The organism is Oceanobacillus kimchii X50 (assembly GCF_000340475.1).
In the GTDB taxonomy this organism is placed as follows: domain Bacteria; phylum Bacillota; class Bacilli; order Bacillales; family Amphibacillaceae; genus Oceanobacillus; species Oceanobacillus kimchii.
Genome location: NZ_CM001792.1, coordinates 293,234 through 310,964, shown reverse-complemented (window position 1 = coordinate 310,964; position 17,731 = coordinate 293,234). Strand labels below are relative to the sequence as shown.

Genomic DNA, 17,731 nt, shown 5'->3' with positions numbered 1-17,731 from the left:
TGCTAAAAACAGTTAGATGGGTGCAAGGGTGGAACCATAAAAGAATTCACAAAAGTACAAATGCAAGTTACTTTATTGTTTAAAAGGCGTAAAATTTCTGTGTTACAAGGAAATATCCGATCAATTGCATAAATAAGGTAACCTTAATTAGGTCACCTTATTACTTACTATTCGCGCTTTTCCGCAGCAATAAGCAAAAACATTGGTCTTCGGTTTTCATGCACCATTTCAGGAATTTGGCATATCAATTCTTCCGTTGGCCCTGGCTCTACGACATTATTGATCCGAAAGCCGGCTTTAATTAATTGATTTATATAAGTCGATAACGTTCGGTGATATTTTATTACTTCCCCATTTAAAAAAGAAGTCTTTCTCTTCCCTTCATACTGATAATTATCTACTGCCCAATATAATGGTTCACTAGAATCGCTTATGTAAATCCAATCCTGGTCGTTTCTTGATGTAAAGATCGGATGCTCTACAGAAAATATAAATGTACTATTCTTCTTTAAAAGATTGTACACCTTTGTGCAAGCCTCATCAAAAGATTGAATATAATGAAATGCTAAGGAACTAATAATAATATCAAAGGATTGATTAGAAAACTCCATATCTTCAATTGCAGAGTTTACATACCTTATTCCATCGTCATTGGTTAATTCATTGGCTTTCGTGAGCATTTTCTCTGAAATATCTATTCCAACGACAGTACTTGCACCTTGAGTTCGGGCATACCTACAATGCCAGCCATATCCACAACCTAAATCGAGAACACTTTTGCCTCCCATTTCAGGTAGAAGCTTTTGGAACTCTGGCCATTCTCCAGCTGCAGCAAGCCCACCCCTCGACCTTGCCATCTCTGCATATGCTTTGAAAAATGTCGGGTCATCATATTTATTTTGTTTCATGTTATCACCTTTATATTTGTTGTTTTATTTCACTGGTTAGCAACCAAATGGTATCTCTTTGCAAATTCTCGATGGTAAACATATTTGATAGTATTTTCTTCTTTCTCTAGTTTCCTGCTTTCGATGTGTACCCCCTTTGATAATAAAGCAATTAAAAAGAAATTTGATATATCTAAATTCATTAAAATATGTCTAAGGAGTGTGGTAATCGTGGGAAAATTAACGTGGCACATTATGCTAAGTATCGATGGCTATTATGAAGGAATCGCAGGTGACTTATCCTGGCATCACGTCGATGATGAGTACCATTCTTTTGCTTTTCAAAACCTTCAACAAGCTGATCTTATTCTATTTGGTAGGAAAACATATGAACATATGGAAGCTTACTGGAATACAGAAGTAGCACTAGATGATAACCCGTCTATTGCAAAAATTATGAACGAAAAACCTAAACTTATTATTTCGAAAACTCTGACTGAAGCAAATTGGAAGAACACTACATTGTTAGGCTCAGATTATCAAAATAGTATTGAGCAATACAAGAACAGTAACGAAAATATCGTTTTATTAGGAAGTGGAGATCTAGCCCTATCGCTTATCAAAAATGATATTATTGACGAGTATCAATGTATCTTTAATCCCGTTATATTAGGTGGTGGAAAGAGACTGTCTCACAGTCACTCAAAAGAATTAAAATTAAGTTTAATGCATCGGTTTAAGTCAGGAAATGTTCTTCTGCAATATAAATAGTTTAAAAGAAAGACCTAATTACTTTGAAACTCATGTTTTAATAGGGACATTACATGTAGTGATTCATATGTTTCTCCTACTTTCAAACACTCTCGTAATGTTCCTTCTAAAGTAAATCCTTCTGTTTTGTAAATATTAATTGCTTTTTTATTATCGGTTTTTACATCTAACCACAATCGATGCGCTTCAAAGGAATTAAACGCCCATACTTTAATTAAGCTCAATGCTTCTTTGCCAATGCCTTTATCTTTTTCTTCTATGGCAATACGGACGAGCTCTATACTTTTATTCGTACTGGTCAATCCTTTTAAAATAATAAATCCGACATTGCGATTCGTAATTTTCTCAACAACAATCAAATAATAGGAATCCTCCTCTTGCATAGTCTTGCGATGCTGGTCCTCTGTCCAAGGTAGAATATGAGGTTTGTTCTCTTCACTATTCTCTACGTTTGTTATATACCCTATATCATTGTTCGTTGCTTCTCTTATGTATATTTGATTCGACTGAAATATCACTTTCTCCTCACTTCCATTCATCCTTATACTAAATTAATATTATTTTATCTTTATAATACTACTTTTTCAATTATTTATTAAATTGTTTCGAATTATTAATAATTAAATTATAAACAGGTTGATAACTTGTATATTGTTGTCATCTGTTATAAATTGTTATGGTGTTTATCATTTTGGTTTAATAAATTTTAATAGATTGAAAGAGGTATAAATATGGAACAAACATGGAAGGAACAATGGTTTGGAAACATCAAAGGAGATATATTGGCAGGAATCGTTGTCGCACTTGCTTTAATTCCTGAAGCGATTGCCTTTTCTATAATTGCAGGTGTAGATCCAATGGTTGGACTTTATGCATCCTTTTGTATTGCAGTGATGATTTCATTCGTCGGCGGACGTCCTGGAATGATTTCTGCAGCAACTGGCGCAATGGCATTAGTAATGGTAACTTTGGTAGCTAATCACGGAATTGAATATTTGTTAGCAGCTACAATTTTAACGGGAATTCTTCAAATCTTATTTGGCATTTTTAAATTAGCACGCTTTATGAAATTTGTTCCTAGAACTGTAATGACAGGATTTGTTAATGCTTTAGCAATTCTTATCTTCACCTCACAATTACAGCATTTTGTAGGCGAGACATGGATTATGTATGCTTTAGTAGCCTTAACTCTAACAATAATTTATATTTTCCCTCGAATAACGAAAGCTGTGCCATCTACTTTAGTAGCAATTATTGTTGTTACAATTATTGCATTAACAATGAATATAGGTGTACGTAATGTTGGCGATATGGGAGAGTTAACACAATCTTTACCTATGTTTGCTCTACCTAATATACCACTAAACTTTGAGACATTAATGATTATCTTGCCGTATGCCCTCGCTTTAGCAATTGTTGGGATTCTGGAATCATTATTAACAGCCAATATTATTGATGATATGACAGATACGGAAAGCAATAAAAACAAAGAAACCAGAGGGCAAGGAATTGCTAACATTGTAGCAGGTTGTTTTGGAGGTATGGCTGGATGTGCCATGATCGGACAATCCGTTATTAATGTGAAGTCTGGTGGAAGTGGGCGACTATCTGCATTTGTTGCTGGTGTGTTCTTAATGTTCCTTATATTAATTTTAGGAGATATCGTAGTTCAAATTCCAATGGCAGCTCTAGCGGGAGTAATGATTATGGTATCAGTGAGTACATTTGATTGGAATTCGGTACTACACATTCACCGTATTCCACGTACTGACGCTATAGTAATGATTGTTACTGTTGGTACGGTTGTATTAACTCATAATCTTGCATACGGAGTTCTTGCAGGGGTCCTTCTCAGCATGATATTCTTCGCTGCGAAAATCTCAAAAGTAAACGTAATTAAAACATTAAATCATGACACACGTTATTATAAAGTACAAGGTCCGCTATTCTTTGCATCCGTTACGGACTTTTTATTACAGATTGATTTTCATGACAGTGTAAATAATATAGAAATCGACCTAAGCGAATCTCATTTATGGGATGATTCTGCAGTCGGTGCATTAGACAAGATTAAAACAAAGTTTGAGGCAAACGATATTGTTGTACGAATTAGAGGTATGAACAAAGAGAGTACACAACTTCTTCAATCAATGGATAAGCTTTCGAATAATTCCATGCACTAACATAGAGAAACGCATATCCGACAAAGGGATATGCGTCTCATTTATAACATCTTCTCATAACGGCAGTGTTCGTGATTAGTTCCTTTATAATCATAGCCAAGGTTTTGATAAATGGAATTAAGCTTTTCGTTATTTTCTACACAATCTAGGCGAATGCGTTTCATTCCTTGTGTTTTTGTATATGTTTCCATCCAGGCAATGACATCACGACCTAGACCTGTTCCTAATCGAGAGTAATCAACGGATAGCCTATGTAAGTAAAAGGCATCATCGCTGGATTGCCCCCAAATATTTTTATCCCAAGGATTTTGAATTTCATATAGCGTAAAGGTTGCTATTAAATCGTCACCTTCTTTAACTACAAACGTATTCTCATCCTCAATCGCCTGTTTAATTTCTGGATCTTCTCCGCCTTCATTTAGAAACTCCCATTGTTTTAAACGACTCTCCTGTAACCATGAAGAGACTCCTTTCAACAAGCGAACAATGCCTTTCATATCATCCTTTTCTGCAATGTAAACGTGTTGATCTTTATTGATAGAACCTATATGTTTAGACATTTTTATTTCCTCCTTAATCCTACTTAATATTCGACATGAATTAAGAAGATTCCTGCTATTTTTACCGAAGTATTTATAAATGATTATATATACTTATGCATACAAAAAAGCAGGGGACCTCCCCTGCTTTTGCTTATACTATAGATAAACCCATCTCCGTATCATTTACTGTTACTTGCTTCATATTCTCTTTTTCTAAAAATTGAATACTGTTAACAATTAATCCCTCATGGATTAGAGAATCGAATTCTGATAAAATCCGCTCTGCATTTTCATTGGAATTTACGTACACATCCACACGTTGTTCAACTGGAAGGTCAAGTTCTTTACGATATGTTTGTACCGCACGAATAAACTCTCTTACAAAACCTTCTTCCTTTAACTTCTCCGTCAAGTTGGTATCCAATAAAAGCACAAATCGATTGCCTTCAAATAATTGATATCCTTTTTGGCCTTTTTTCTCTACTATAATGTCTTCTTTTTCAAGAGTGGCCTTACTACCATCTTGAAGCTCAACAGTAATTGTACCGTCCACTAAGAATGCTTCTTTTTCTTGTTCCGTAAAGTTTTCTACTTTTCCTTTTGCTTGGCCAACTTGTTTACCCAGTTTTGGTCCAGCAACTGGGAAATTAAGTTTCATCTCTGTATCCAAGAAATCAGCAGTGTCTTTCTTAAAACTAACTTGTTTTACATTAATTTCCTCTTCAATAATAGAGGTATATGCCTGTAACCCAGATTGAAGTTGGGCGTCATTTGGTACAACCACTAGTTCTGCTAGAGGTTGCTTTGTTTTAATGTTTACTTCATTACGGAGTGAACGTGCTCCCTCAATGACTTCAAGCACACCCTGCATATCTGCTTCTAGTTTCTCATCGATTGCATCTTCGTCCACTTTCGGGAAGTCCGATACATGAACACTGTCCCCTTGCAGATTTGTATAAATATCATCTGCAACGAATGGTGTATATGGCGCCATTAACTGAGTGAGTTTTGTTAGTACTTCGTGCAATGTAGTGAAGGCAGCTTTCTTATCTTCATTCATGCCACTGCTCCAAAAACGCTGTCTAGAACGACGTACATACCAGTTACTTAATTCATCTACAAATAACGCAATGGATCGAGCACCTTTTGTAATATCATATTGATCGAGACTTGTGGTAACTTCTTTAATCACCGAATTTAATCGGGACAGAATCCAATGATCCATTGTCGTTTTAGCATCACTTGCATGTTCTTCAACAGTAAATTTATCAATGTCAGCATACATAGAGTAGAATGAAAACACATTTAATATGGTGTCAATCACTTTTGATTTTGCTTGACTAACTGTCTTTTTTGAGAAACGCTTATTATTCCATGGTGAACTGTCAGCAAGTAGTGCCCAACGAAGTGCGTCTGCACCAAACTCTTCAATAAGTTCTACAGGATTTAAAGCATTCCCTTTACTTTTAGACATTTTTTGCCCATGTTCATCTAGAATATGGCCAAGCGACAATACTCGTTTGTACGGTGTTTTTCCGGTAAACAGTGTAGATACCGCTAGGAGACTGTAAAACCAGCCACGTGTCTGATCGACACCTTCAATAACCACATCCGCTGGGAATTGTTTATTAAATAGTTCATCGTTTTCAAACGGGTGATGATACTGTGCAAATGGCATCGATCCACTGTCGAACCAAACATCAATAACTTCTTTCGTACGATGCATTTTACCGCCACATTCACAGTCAAACGTAATTTTATCAACATATGGTTTATGCAATTCAATATCTTCTGGTACGTCACTATCTGCAAAAGTACGTAATTCTTGGATTGAGTGAGGAGATTTTTGTTTACCACAATCATCACATACCCATACATTTAATGGTGTTCCCCAATAGCGATTACGTCCAATATTCCAATCGACCATATTATCTAAGAAGTTACCAAAACGCCCATCACGCATATGGTTCGGGAACCACTCAACAGATTGATTGTTTTCCTGCATTTTTTCTTTTACTGCAGTGGTTTTAATGAACCAACCTTCCATTGCATAGTAAAGTAATGGTGTATCACATCTCCAGCAATGAGGATAGCTATGCTCATATTTTTGCTTTTCATATAGTGTTCCATCTTTTGCTAGCATTTTAATGATATCTACATCGCTATCCTTCACAAACTGTCCTACAAGTGGAGCGATTTCATCCTTATATCTTCCTTTTGAATCGACTACATTTACAAAATCCATGCCTTTTGCCTGGATAGCATTATAGTCGTCTTCCCCATGTGCTGGGTTTAAATGAACAATACCCGTACCACTTGTATCGGTAACAAAATCTGCACCGATAACGTAATGACCATTATCTAAAGAAATAAAGTCAAATGGAGCTTCATAATTGATACCGATTAAATCTTCTCCAGCTAGTTCTTCTACCACTTCATACGCTTCACCTAGAACAGAGTTCACTAACGATTTAGCAACGACATAGATTTCTTCACCCTGTTTTGCTTTTACATAGGTCATTTCCGGATTCACCGCTAACGCAACATTTCCGGGTAATGTCCAAGGAGTTGTTGTCCATCCAAGGATAAATTCATTTTCTTTGTCACTAACTCGGAATTTAGCAGTTACGGATAAATCCGTCACATCTTTATAACCTTGTGCCACCTCATGAGAACTTAAAGATGTCTCACAGTTTGGGCAATATGGAACTACACGATGGCCTTTATAAAGTAAATCTTCATCATGAATAGTAGCAAGGATATTCCAAACAGACTCAATATATGGGTTATTTAATGTTTTGTATGGATTTTCCATATCTACCCAATACCCAAGCTTATCCGTGAATTCCTTCCATTCATTTTCATAAACAAAGACGCTTTCTTTACATTTCTCAATAAATTTCTCTACACCGAACTTCTCAATATCATCTTTTCCGCGGATATTAAGCTGTTTTTCTACTTCTAATTCTACTGGTAGACCATGTGTGTCCCAGCCTGCTTTACGTAATACTTGATAACCAGACATTGTTTTGTAACGGGCAACAAAGTCTTTTATCGTACGACCTAGCGCATGGCCAGCATGTGGCATTCCATTTGCCGTTGGTGGTCCTTCATAAAATACATACGTTTGTTGACCTTCTCTATTTTCAATGGAGCGTTGAAACGTTTTATTGTCTTTCCAATGTGCCCTCATGCTTCGTTCACGTTGTGCGTGATCCATTCCATTCACCTCTTCATTAAATTAAAAAAACTCGAATCCACCACGTAGAATCGAGTATTACCATTATTAGACAAAAATAAAAAACCATCGTAGCGGTTTTTTCTAATTAGCACTACGTACCATCATACGCGTCCAAGATATCGGTTGGAGACCGTCAAAGTTTACCAGTAACCGTTCAACTTTGCTTCTCGGAGATGATTTTCATTAAGCTTCTCACCATTGACTTTCAGCTATTGTCAACTCTCTGTAGATAAGACGTTCCTAATTACTCGTTCTCGTCATCGAATTCATCATTTTATTGACCGTAAGAATATAGTATCGAATGCAAGAAAGAAAGTCAATATAATGAACTAGGAAGCATCTTGATATAGTTTTACATGCGTTGGTTTTAATACAAAAAACATATACATTATCGATAATATGAACATTGAAATTGATAAACTAACGATTGTACCACGCAATGATATAATATCTGCCAGTAATCCTACCGCTAGAACAATTAATACTTGCAACGTACTTTGAATCAAATCAAAGATACTCGTCACTCTCCCCATTAAATCAATTGGGATATTGTTTTGATAAAACGTCATCATTCCAGCATTTAAGAATACAAGAAAGAAACCTAAAATGATAAACCCAATCGTAATCGATATAAAAGACCAAGAAAACGCGTATATGATATATCCAATTGCCACAAATGTTAATCCCACAACAATCATCATTCGTAAAGATAACTTATTAGAAATGATCGATAGCAAAATTGCACCGGTAACTGAACCAATCCCTGTAATACTAATCAATAACGTATAATCCACTTCCGACAGACCAACCTCTTGTTGAGTAAAGACTACTTCTTGTGCATCCATGGCAAATGTACATAATAATACAACAATGAAGCCTAGATATATACCAGTTACATATCGGTTATGTTTCATAAAGTTCTGGACGACGGTGAAATCTTTCATAACTTGTTTGATTGTCAATTGTGGAATCTGCTCTGCACGCTTTCTTTCTTCCGGCAACGACCATAATAGACCAGCAGACAGTAAGAAAAAGATCGCATTAATCCATAATGTTACATCAATAGAAGTCGCATAGATTAATGCTCCTCCAATAGACGGGCCAATAATAAAGGCACCAGAAGATGCAAAAGCGCGAATAGAGTTAAACCTTTTTCTCATTTTTTTCGGTACGACTATTGTAATATATGTCATAGATGCCGGGTTAAAGAATGCCTTAGCAATACTTAATATTATTAAAACACTATATAACAAAAACAAATTATCCATAAATGGGAGAATGAATATAAATATACCTCGAATTGCATATGTAGACATCATCACTTTTCGCTTACTACGATAATCAATAAAACTCCCTGTCCAAAACTTTGCAAATATATTTGTCAATGGTCCGATTAACCACAATGCAGCTACTGCTGCTGCAGACCCTGTCATTTGAAATACTAGAATATTGATCGCAACTAAGTAAATAAAATCACCAATATTTGCAATTCCAATAGAAGTAAGAAGTAAAGAAGGATTCTTCCATTTTTGTAGGTTCATACCATCACCTCAATCATTCCGATATAGTTTTATATTCTATACACTGCTTAATAATCCCTCTACATTCACAAAATGTTCTTTTTTATAGCATAGTGAAAAAGACCAAAAGCGCAAGCGCCCGTTTAGAAATGTAGCGAGTGCGCCCCCTGTTTTTTAGGGGGGTGGTTCAACGAAGGTCGAACTTCCTCTTTCCTTTGAGATAAAGGAATCACGGTGAGGGACGAGCCGTAATGACTTTCACCGCAAGGGTATAAGTGCGGCTATGCCTCATAAAGAACATTCGGCAAGTCTTCTGTATCGTAGGGCGATTTCGTGAAGTCGCCTAGTTTTTGGGCGCTGGATCTGGACGTGGCAATTTCTACCTACAAATATGAGGTCCAAATTTATATACTGTCTTACCTGTAAAAAAAACGCATGTAATATGATAAGTGGTCATCATATTACATGCGCTTCCTAATTAAATATTTTCTTGTCTTAATGTTTCAATAATATTATCGTCTTTAATTTTCGAAATCGAATATAACATAGCTACACTAACAATGACAAATACAGCCAATATAGCAATTGCAATATTTATCCAAGGTATGGAGAACGAATAAGAAAAAGTATTCTGTGTTTGATTATAAATTAAATACATAACACCTATACTAATCGGCAACCCGTATAAAAGAGACTTCAATCCATAAAAAACACTTTCAAATTGAATCATTTTACGGAAGGCTTTAGGTGTCATTCCAATCGACTTCATGGTTGCGAATTCTCTTCGACGTAATGCCACACTCGTTGATATTGTATTAAAGATATTCGCGACAGAAATCAATGTGATTAAAGTAATGAATCCATAAACAAATATGGAAAGGATTAGTGTCATCTGTCTATCTTGTTGTTCATAAAAATATTGGTTGGCTATATTAAGTTCACTTGCCACTTCTAATTCTTCTATATACTCTTGTGTACTTACTGGATCTTCCGTTTGAATATATAATGTCATTCCATCTGGTTGATAATCTGTCTGTTCATCAATGTTAGCCAATGTCTTTTCAGATACTACAAAAAATAATGTGTCCGGTGAGGGATAAAAATTACCCATCGGGAAATGATCGGCTAGACCAGCTATATCTATTTGGGATACTCTTTCAAAAGAAACTTCTCCAGTCTCTTCATCGTAATTTTCTTGAGCTGCTATCACCGAATCTCCAACTTCTGCATCAAGTACTTCTGTTTCTACATACTTACCCTGATTATCATCTGGATAAGATACATGATTAATCAGTATACCTTCTCCTTCATCTATATCACTGTATGAGATTCCATTTTCTTCGGCATAATCTTGTAAAGCTTTATCCTCCAAAGCAATAAACTGCATGAAATATTGTACTCCTTGATCACTAATATAATCAGAAGCATTTTCCAAAGAAGTAATTGGCTCCCCTGCCATTTCCTCTTTTACGATTCCACTCATATTCATTTTTTGATACATGATCGTGTTGTTTACTTCTTGAAGTCCTTGGATATTATCCATTACTTGTTTCAATTCTTCTACTCCACCATAACCAGTAGATGAAGAAGCTGCTATATCATAATTTAATTGATTTGATTGTAACTCAAATGATTTTGTCATTGTGTTGGAAAAATACCCTACGGATAAAAATAAAACTATACTCACAATCAAAGATAAAACTGTAACATTATACCGTTTCTTATTTCGTTTAAGATTTTTTAAAGCTATTTCCGCCTCGTAGCCAAATATTTTTCGCACAAGTGGATTTGCTTTTACTTTTTTCTTAGTTAGTTTTATATCTTTCGATTGACGAATAGCATCAATCGCCGTTACTTTTGAGGCACGAATTGCTGGAATATATGCTGAAATCATAATCGTGATAAAAGAAATTACAACCGCAATTCCGATCGAGCCAAACGAAGCAATGAGCTGTAAATCCACATCAAACTGTGCTTCCGAAAGGATACGATTAACAAAGTATAAAGTAATGCCGATCCCTAAAAGTCCTGCTCCAACTCCCAAAGGAATACTAATTAAACTAATAATAATTCCTTCAAAAAATACTGAATTCCGCTTTTGTCGTTTTGTCGCCCCAATACTAGATAACATTCCTAAGTAACGTGATCGTTCTGATACTGAGATGGCAAATGCGTTATAAATCAAGGCAACAGAGCCAATCATGATAATGACAATGATAATCGCTATTAAGCCAAAAACAGTTGTCATTGCTCCTTCGTTCGGAGATACAACATATGCTTCGAGAAGGTTGTAATTAAATTCAATTTGATTTTGGTCTATGTTTTGATTCTTAGCAAACACTGGAATAGCATCAAAAAGCGAAGTTGAGATATCATTGCTTTTCACAAAGACGGTTACATTTTCCTCTGTGGCGAGAATGTCCTCATCAATATACGAAAGCATACTATATCCCGGTGCCCAAGAATAATCCCATAAAGGCTCTTCTATCGTACCGACAACTGTAAACGTATATTCTTCTGTATTTCTTAACTCTTCTTCCAATTCACCTTCGGCCACGGAAGCTGAAGTATTTTGATTTAGTGGGCCTTCCCCTGCCATTTCTTCAGATAATGAATAACGTTTTCCAACTTCTAAATGGATTGTATCTCCAATTTCCTTATCATAGCCTGACTGTAATAACACTTCAGATAGAACAACTTCGTTTGGTTTCTTAGGAAGTCTACCATCCTGTAATTTCACTTGAAATTGGTCCATTCCTGCTTTATTTAATTGATGCACATACACATATGGTTTACTACCTTCTCCTTCTAGTGGTGCAAACCCGAGTTCGTTCATAAGAGCAATAGATTCCGTTTTATCATGATCTTTCACTGCTTGATATTGTTCTTCATTTAAATCGTTATAGCTATAATGCCATTCTCCTGTATTTTCAATAGTTTGACGCTGATTTAAATCTAGAAAGGACAGACCTAACGTTGCAACTGCGGTAATCATAGCTACCGAGATAATTACTCCTATAATGGTTACAAGTGTTCGTCGTTTATTTTCTTTCAAATGCCTTATCGTTACTTTATTTACGATATTCACGGACGGATCACCTCATCCTTAGCAATCCTTCCATCTTCAATTGAGATAACACGATCTGCTTGTAGTGCAATTCGATCGTCATGTGTAATAACTACAAGTGTCTGGTTATAAGTTCGATTAAACATTTTCAATAAATCCACGATTTCCTTACTATTTTCACTATCTAAATTCCCTGTTGGTTCATCTGCTAAAATAATAGAAGGGTTACTAATTATTGCTCTTCCTATCGAAACACGTTGTTGTTGCCCTCCTGATAATTGATTAGGCAAGTACTCGATACGTTTTTGTAAACCTAAAATGTCTACAATCTCTTTAAAGTGTTTTTGATCCACTTTATGAGAATCTAATAGTAATGGCAATGTAATATTCTCTTCAACTGTTAGTATTGGTAGTAAATTATAGAATTGGTATATCAATCCAATTTGCCTTCTTCGAAAAATCGCCAATTGTGTTTCATTCAATTGATACATGTCCGTTCCATCTACGAATACCTTTCCTTCTGTAGGACGATCTACGCCTCCAAGTAAATGAAGTAACGTAGATTTACCAGAACCGGATGGACCAATAATTGCTACAAATTCTCCTTTGTCGACAGAGAATGATATATCATCTAGTGCTTTTACCGCAGTGTCACCTTTCCCATAAACTTTAGACAAGTTTTCTATTCTTAACATTTCCATGTGAATCTTCCTCCTCGTATTGCTTTATCTTTATCATACTTGTCCAAAATGACGGCTCAGTGACTAATTCAGTGACAATATTGTCACCTTCTAAATCAAATCACTTGTTTATATAATTTTATAGTAAACGTTGTTCCCCTTCCTTCTTCACTTACTACTTCAATATCGCCGTGTTGATTTGTAATAATACTATGCGCCATTGCTAATCCGATTCCTACGCTTCCATCTATGGCATTTCCACCTTTATAAAACCGCTTAAAAATATAAGGAATATCTTGTTTTGCAATTCCCTTCCCAGTATCCTGTATGATAATCTCTGTATAAAGTGCATTCTCTTTAAAGCTTATGGCGATACGTTCAGCCTCAGGTGTATGCTCAATCGCATTTTTCATAATATTAATCAACGCTTCTTTCGTCCAATTGTAATCCCCTAAAAAAGTAACTTCTCTATCACCTAGCTTTTGGAAACTGATGTCTTTTAGTTCCATCGGTATTTCCAAAGAAGCAATGACTTCATCAACTAGATTAGATACAATTACTCGTTCCTTCGCAAACTGAATGGTACCTGCGTCTATTTTTGATAACTTTAATAAAGAAGACACCAACCAGTCCATACGTTCAAGTTGTTTACGAATATTATGTGTGAACTCCAATCGTTTATCATCATCCATCGTCTCATCACTAAGTAATTCTGCCATTACCGTCATCGATGTAAGTGGAGTTTTTAGCTGATGAGAAATATCAGAGATAGCATCTGTTAATTTTTGTTTATCTTTTTTTAGGTCTTCACGTTGCTCAGATAGCATTAAGCTCATTTTATAAATATCATTTTTTAATATGCTCAGTTCTCCTTCCCGATTATCCCGTACATCAAGTGACATATTCCCAGCTGATATTTGTCGCAAATAATGAGAAAGTTTTTTAATTTGTTTATATCTCCAGTATGTCATCCATAAAAAAACAGTAATAATTAGAGAAGTCGATACAAAAACAAATACAGCAGCTACAGTCGAAATAAATGATATCGAAATCGTACTAATTATTAGAATGCCAATTGAGATAAACAAATATCTCTGAACCTCATTATTTCTTAACATGTGTATTTACCATCCTATATCCCATCCCTCGAACAGTCTCAATTACTGTAGGATGTTGTGCATCATTTTCAATCTTTTTTCTTAGGCGCTTAATATATACGGTTAATGTATTATCGTTCACAAAGTCACCAGCCACATCCCATATTAATTCAAGCAATTGTTTTCTAGACAAAACTTGTCCACGATGGTTAACGAAAATCATTAACAAACGATATTGTAAAGCTGTTAATAGTATTTCTTCTGTCCCTTTATATACTTTTCCTTCCAATGTATGAACGTTGATCGGGCCAATAGGAATAATGCTGGATGATTGGTCATTATTTATTTTACTTCTTTCATATCGCCGAAGTACTGTTTTTATTCGAGAGATTAATTCACGAATTCGAAAAGGCTTCGTTATATAATCATCAGCACCCATATCAAGCCCCATAACAACATTTACTTCATCATCCACTACCGTAAGAAAAATCACCGGGATATCTGCTTGTTGCTTCACCATTTCACAAAGTTCATAGCCGCTCCCATCAGGTAAGGACAAATCCAACAAGCACAATGATATATCATCTAAATCATTATTTATTTTCATCTGTGCCTCTTGAACTTTATGGCAAACCATCACATCATAGCCTTCTTGTTTTAACGAGTACTCTAATCCTGCCGCAATGGTCTTATCGTCTTCCACAATTAATATATTCATATTATATTCATCCACCTTTAAGGTTTTAGCATTTCTTTTATTCTACATTTTTTCTCTTTAATTATCATCCTCACTACAATCGATTGCTAACATTTATGAGTTACCATTTCCCCTTACTCTTCTGCACTCTGGACACTCAGCAATCAAGCCTGCAGACTAAAAAAAACTTACCTCCTAAGAGATAAGTTTTTTGCACTTAACCGCTATTTAAAAATCATATTTGTCATCTTTTTCTTCTCGAATTTTTTGAAATGCACGCGTTACATCTATGGAGTCTTCCACTAATCGTTCGATACGGAATTGTACATCGACATTAGTGATTTCTTTTTGATAAAAATCTTTTTCTTCAATAAATACATAGGTTTGTACAATTGTTGCTTTCATGTAACCAAGAATCGGTTTCAAATGTTGTTCTACCGTTAGAAAATGCTTGGTCGAACCTGCTGTCACAATTATACTTACAACTTTATCTTGGAAAGCTTGCACTGGTAAAAGGTCAAAGATATTTTTCAATGCACCAGGTATTGATGCTTGAAATATTGGGGTACCGATAATAATTATATCTGCTCCCATTAGCTCTTTCGCAACATATCCTGTATCACCTGTATAGTCCAAATAGTTTCTGCCATCACTAATTTGCACGTCATAGTCCGCTAAGTCAATGAGTGAAATATCTTCCTCTGGATATTTTTCTTTAAACTTATCTATCGTAAAACTCATTGCCGTTCTCGTTTTTGATCCAACTACCGACCCTGATAATCCTACTATCTTCACGACACGTCCTCCTATTTCTTCGCTGTATATTTTCGTACTTGAGGTAGTATCTCATTACCAATATATTCAATATTCCGCTCCAAGTTTTCAAATGGAACACCGCCGAAATCCATTTGGCCAATGTATCGTTGGTGACCAAACATTTCATGTTGATAAAGAATTTTCTCGACAATTTCTTGAGGACTACCAATATTCATTACATCTCTTGGGTCTGCCCCTTGAGCAAAATGTTGCTTCGGAAACCCTCTTCCGTTTGAAAGCTTCATTCCTTCGTTAATAAAAGGATACATTTCACGTTGAGCTTGCTGTGTTGTTTCCGCAGCATAAAAGAATCCTGCTGTAGCAATTGGAAGTTGTTCAGGATCATGTCCCCCACGACGTGCAGCTTCACGGTACGCATCTATGGATGTTTTAAAACTTTGTGCTGGTCCTCCAAGCATCGCTAAGAACATTGGCACGCCAGCATAACCAGCTTTAATGGCACTAGCGGGAGGTCCTCCGACAGCACGCCAAATAGGCATACTTCCTTCTTTCGGACGTGGAAGCACTTTAGCGTCTTTTAAAGGGGCACGAAACTCCCCTTCCCAGTTTACAACTTCATTTTCATTAAGCTGTAATAATAAATCCAGCTTCTCCTCATATAATTCTTCATAGTCACGTAAATCATAGCCTAATAACTCAAAAACTCCCACTCTAGATGCCCGTCCAGCAATAATCTCTGCACGTCCACCAGAAATAAGGTCTATCGTCGCAAAATCTTCATAGACTCTTACTGGATCTAATGTACTAATGATTGTAGAAGAACTAGCGATTTTTATTTTCTCTGTTGCCTGTGCAATGGCGCCCAGTACAACCGAGTGTGCTTGCGTAGCAAAATAATCTTGATGACTCTCACCGACACTAAAAAAATCTATCCCTGCTTGTTCTGCAAGTTGAGCAAGACGAATAATCTCATTTAATCGCTGTTCAGCAGAAATGCGCTTATTCGTGTTTGGATCTGTCATATGATCCCCTAATGTATATAAACCAAATTCTAATCCTTGGTTCGGATTAATACGATATTTCTCCATTACCAACACCTCTAATATTTTGAATTGTCGCTGTACCATATTTTCTATTAATGCTATTATGAATGATATAGTGTTATTTTAGAAGTACGCACCTAGAAGAAACATAGTTTCCTAAAAGATACTATTGTTATTTTGAAAGGGATGAGCAGATGAACATTGATGCAAATCATTGTAGTGTAGAAGATGCCCTAGGTATATTGGTCGGAAAATGGAAGCCAATTATTCTATTACATTTAATGGAAAAAGGAACCGTTCGTTTTAGTGATCTTAAACGTAGTATTCCAGGAATCACACAAAAAATGCTTACCAAACATCTACGAGAGTTAGAAAGTGAGGAGATCATTGATCGCGTCGTCTACCCTGAAGTTCCTCCTCGTGTAGAATATTCTATAAGTGAATATGGAAGAACCTTAGAAGATTTGCTTCATGCAATGCATGAATGGGGACAAGCTCACACTAAACGTAAACAACAGAAACTTCAAGAGAATTTAAAGACATAAACCTCCAATCCATGCATTCTTCTCATAGATATGGAGGTTTTTTTTATTTCTTTAATATCATTGATTGAAAACTTAGCTCTCGCTCTCCACCAATAATATTTTTAGGAATAATGTTGATATACTCTACTTTAAAGACTTTTTCTACAACATCTCTTATCTTTTCATCGGGGTAGAAAGAAAAAAATCTTTTTGGATTATACGTATCTTTTTCCCAAATCCCTTGAGAGTCTTTACCTCCATATACACCCATGTAAAATATACCGTCTGGCTTTAGGACTCGTTTAATTTCATGTAATGCCCGTGGTAAGTCTTCCTTCGTAATATGTAGTAAACAGTTTAATGACCACACTACATCAAAGATATCGTCTGGAAATTCCAAATCAAAGACACTCATTTCTTTTGCATGTAGCCCTTTGGCTATACAAAGCTTTACCATCTCTGGCGACAAATCCACGCTAGTTACCTCTAATCCTAGTTGTTGAAAATAAAGGCTGTCCTGACCTGTCCCAGCACCAACTTCAAGTAAATTTTTACTTTCTTTCTCCAATATAAAACGCTTGAAAACGTCTCTTTCCCGCTTTTTCCATTCACTAATATGGAGCTTATCTCTTTCCTCAGCCATTTTATTATAAGATTCTATCAAGTTATTTTCGATTCTCTTCAATACGATCACTCTCCCCC

15 protein-coding genes are annotated in these 17,731 nt (G+C 35.8%); 3 read left to right on the top strand and 12 right to left on the bottom strand.

Features of this window, described 5'->3' with window-relative positions; all coding sequences use genetic code 11:
• Positions 1–167 precede the first annotated feature (167 nt).
• Positions 168–908 (bottom strand): class I SAM-dependent methyltransferase, encoded by a 741-nt coding sequence (locus tag C794_RS01810; RefSeq protein ID WP_017795432.1) that lies wholly within the window; start codon positions 906–908, stop codon positions 168–170.
• 210 nt (positions 909–1,118) lie between these two features.
• Between C794_RS01810 and C794_RS01805 the strand changes: the two genes are divergently transcribed.
• On the top strand, positions 1,119–1,658 hold the full coding sequence (locus tag C794_RS01805) for a dihydrofolate reductase family protein (RefSeq protein ID WP_017795431.1): 540 nt from the start codon (positions 1,119–1,121) through the stop codon (positions 1,656–1,658).
• Positions 1,659–1,672: 14 nt separating this feature from the next.
• On the opposite strand, the gene C794_RS01800 is transcribed toward C794_RS01805, so the two are convergent.
• Positions 1,673–2,176, bottom strand: coding sequence for a GNAT family N-acetyltransferase (locus C794_RS01800; protein WP_017795430.1), 504 nt, complete (start codon positions 2,174–2,176; stop codon positions 1,673–1,675).
• A 213-nt stretch (positions 2,177–2,389) separates the two neighbouring features.
• On the opposite strand from C794_RS01800, the gene C794_RS01795 reads away from it, so the two are divergent.
• The gene (locus C794_RS01795; protein WP_017795429.1) at positions 2,390–3,841 is read left to right on the top strand and encodes a SulP family inorganic anion transporter; all 1,452 of its coding nucleotides are present in this window, start codon (positions 2,390–2,392) and stop codon (positions 3,839–3,841) included.
• A 41-nt stretch (positions 3,842–3,882) separates the two neighbouring features.
• Here the strand turns inward: C794_RS01795 and C794_RS01790 are convergent, their stop codons facing one another.
• The 9 genes from C794_RS01790 to C794_RS01750 form a co-directional block, all read right to left on the bottom strand.
• Positions 3,883–4,401: a GNAT family N-acetyltransferase gene (locus C794_RS01790; protein WP_017795428.1), complete on the bottom strand. Its 519-nt coding sequence runs from the start codon at positions 4,399–4,401 to the stop codon at positions 3,883–3,885.
• A gap of 133 nt (positions 4,402–4,534) precedes the next feature.
• The gene (ileS, locus tag C794_RS01785; RefSeq protein WP_017795427.1) at positions 4,535–7,603 is read right to left on the bottom strand and encodes an isoleucine--tRNA ligase; all 3,069 of its coding nucleotides are present in this window, start codon (positions 7,601–7,603) and stop codon (positions 4,535–4,537) included.
• Between the two features lie 350 nt (positions 7,604–7,953).
• Positions 7,954–9,165, bottom strand: coding sequence for an MFS transporter (locus tag C794_RS01780; protein WP_017795426.1), 1,212 nt, complete (start codon positions 9,163–9,165; stop codon positions 7,954–7,956).
• A 457-nt stretch (positions 9,166–9,622) separates the two neighbouring features.
• Positions 9,623–12,232, bottom strand: coding sequence for an ABC transporter permease (locus C794_RS01775; RefSeq protein ID WP_017795425.1), 2,610 nt, complete (start codon positions 12,230–12,232; stop codon positions 9,623–9,625).
• On the bottom strand, positions 12,229–12,912 hold the full coding sequence (locus C794_RS01770) for an ABC transporter ATP-binding protein (RefSeq protein WP_017795424.1): 684 nt from the start codon (positions 12,910–12,912) through the stop codon (positions 12,229–12,231). The genes C794_RS01775 and C794_RS01770 overlap by 4 nt, the downstream gene beginning before the upstream one ends.
• A gap of 95 nt (positions 12,913–13,007) precedes the next feature.
• Positions 13,008–14,009, bottom strand: coding sequence for a sensor histidine kinase (locus tag C794_RS01765; RefSeq protein WP_017795423.1), 1,002 nt, complete (start codon positions 14,007–14,009; stop codon positions 13,008–13,010).
• Positions 13,996–14,706 carry a response regulator transcription factor gene (locus C794_RS01760; protein ID WP_017795422.1) on the bottom strand — a complete coding sequence of 237 codons (711 nt, stop codon included), beginning with the start codon at positions 14,704–14,706 and terminating at the stop codon, positions 13,996–13,998. Before C794_RS01760 ends, C794_RS01765 begins: the two co-directional genes overlap by 14 nt.
• Positions 14,707–14,913: 207 nt before the next feature.
• Positions 14,914–15,480 carry an NADPH-dependent FMN reductase gene (locus C794_RS01755; RefSeq protein ID WP_017795421.1) on the bottom strand — a complete coding sequence of 189 codons (567 nt, stop codon included), beginning with the start codon at positions 15,478–15,480 and terminating at the stop codon, positions 14,914–14,916.
• An 11-nt stretch (positions 15,481–15,491) separates the two neighbouring features.
• Positions 15,492–16,550, bottom strand: coding sequence for an LLM class flavin-dependent oxidoreductase (locus C794_RS01750; RefSeq protein ID WP_017795420.1), 1,059 nt, complete (start codon positions 16,548–16,550; stop codon positions 15,492–15,494).
• Positions 16,551–16,699: 149 nt separating this feature from the next.
• Here C794_RS01750 and C794_RS01745 point away from each other — a divergent pair, with 149 nt between their 5' ends.
• Complete coding sequence (locus C794_RS01745) at positions 16,700–17,050, top strand: winged helix-turn-helix transcriptional regulator (protein WP_017795419.1); 351 nt, start codon at positions 16,700–16,702, stop codon at positions 17,048–17,050.
• Positions 17,051–17,093: 43 nt separating this feature from the next.
• Here the strand turns inward: C794_RS01745 and C794_RS01740 are convergent, their stop codons facing one another.
• Positions 17,094–17,723 carry a class I SAM-dependent methyltransferase gene (locus tag C794_RS01740; RefSeq protein ID WP_397351658.1) on the bottom strand — a complete coding sequence of 210 codons (630 nt, stop codon included), beginning with the start codon at positions 17,721–17,723 and terminating at the stop codon, positions 17,094–17,096.
• Positions 17,724–17,731: the final 8 nt, after the last annotated feature.

Bases quoted from the DNA above. Each gene is read 5' to 3' on its own strand.
- C794_RS01810 (WP_017795432.1), bottom strand. From the start codon at position 908: ATGAAACAAAATAAATATGATGACCCGACATTTTTCAAAGCATATGCA.
- C794_RS01795 (WP_017795429.1), top strand. From the start codon at position 2,390: ATGGAACAAACATGGAAGGAACAATGGTTTGGAAACATCAAAGGAGAT.
- C794_RS01790 (WP_017795428.1), bottom strand. From the start codon at position 4,401: ATGTCTAAACATATAGGTTCTATCAATAAAGATCAACACGTTTACATT.
- ileS (WP_017795427.1), bottom strand. From the start codon at position 7,603: ATGGATCACGCACAACGTGAACGAAGCATGAGGGCACATTGGAAAGAC.
- C794_RS01780 (WP_017795426.1), bottom strand. From the start codon at position 9,165: ATGAACCTACAAAAATGGAAGAATCCTTCTTTACTTCTTACTTCTATT.
- C794_RS01770 (WP_017795424.1), bottom strand. From the start codon at position 12,912: ATGGAAATGTTAAGAATAGAAAACTTGTCTAAAGTTTATGGGAAAGGT.
- C794_RS01765 (WP_017795423.1), bottom strand. From the start codon at position 14,009: ATGTTAAGAAATAATGAGGTTCAGAGATATTTGTTTATCTCAATTGGC.
- C794_RS01760 (WP_017795422.1), bottom strand. From the start codon at position 14,706: ATGAATATATTAATTGTGGAAGACGATAAGACCATTGCGGCAGGATTA.
- C794_RS01750 (WP_017795420.1), bottom strand. From the start codon at position 16,550: ATGGAGAAATATCGTATTAATCCGAACCAAGGATTAGAATTTGGTTTA.
- C794_RS01745 (WP_017795419.1), top strand. From the start codon at position 16,700: ATGAACATTGATGCAAATCATTGTAGTGTAGAAGATGCCCTAGGTATA.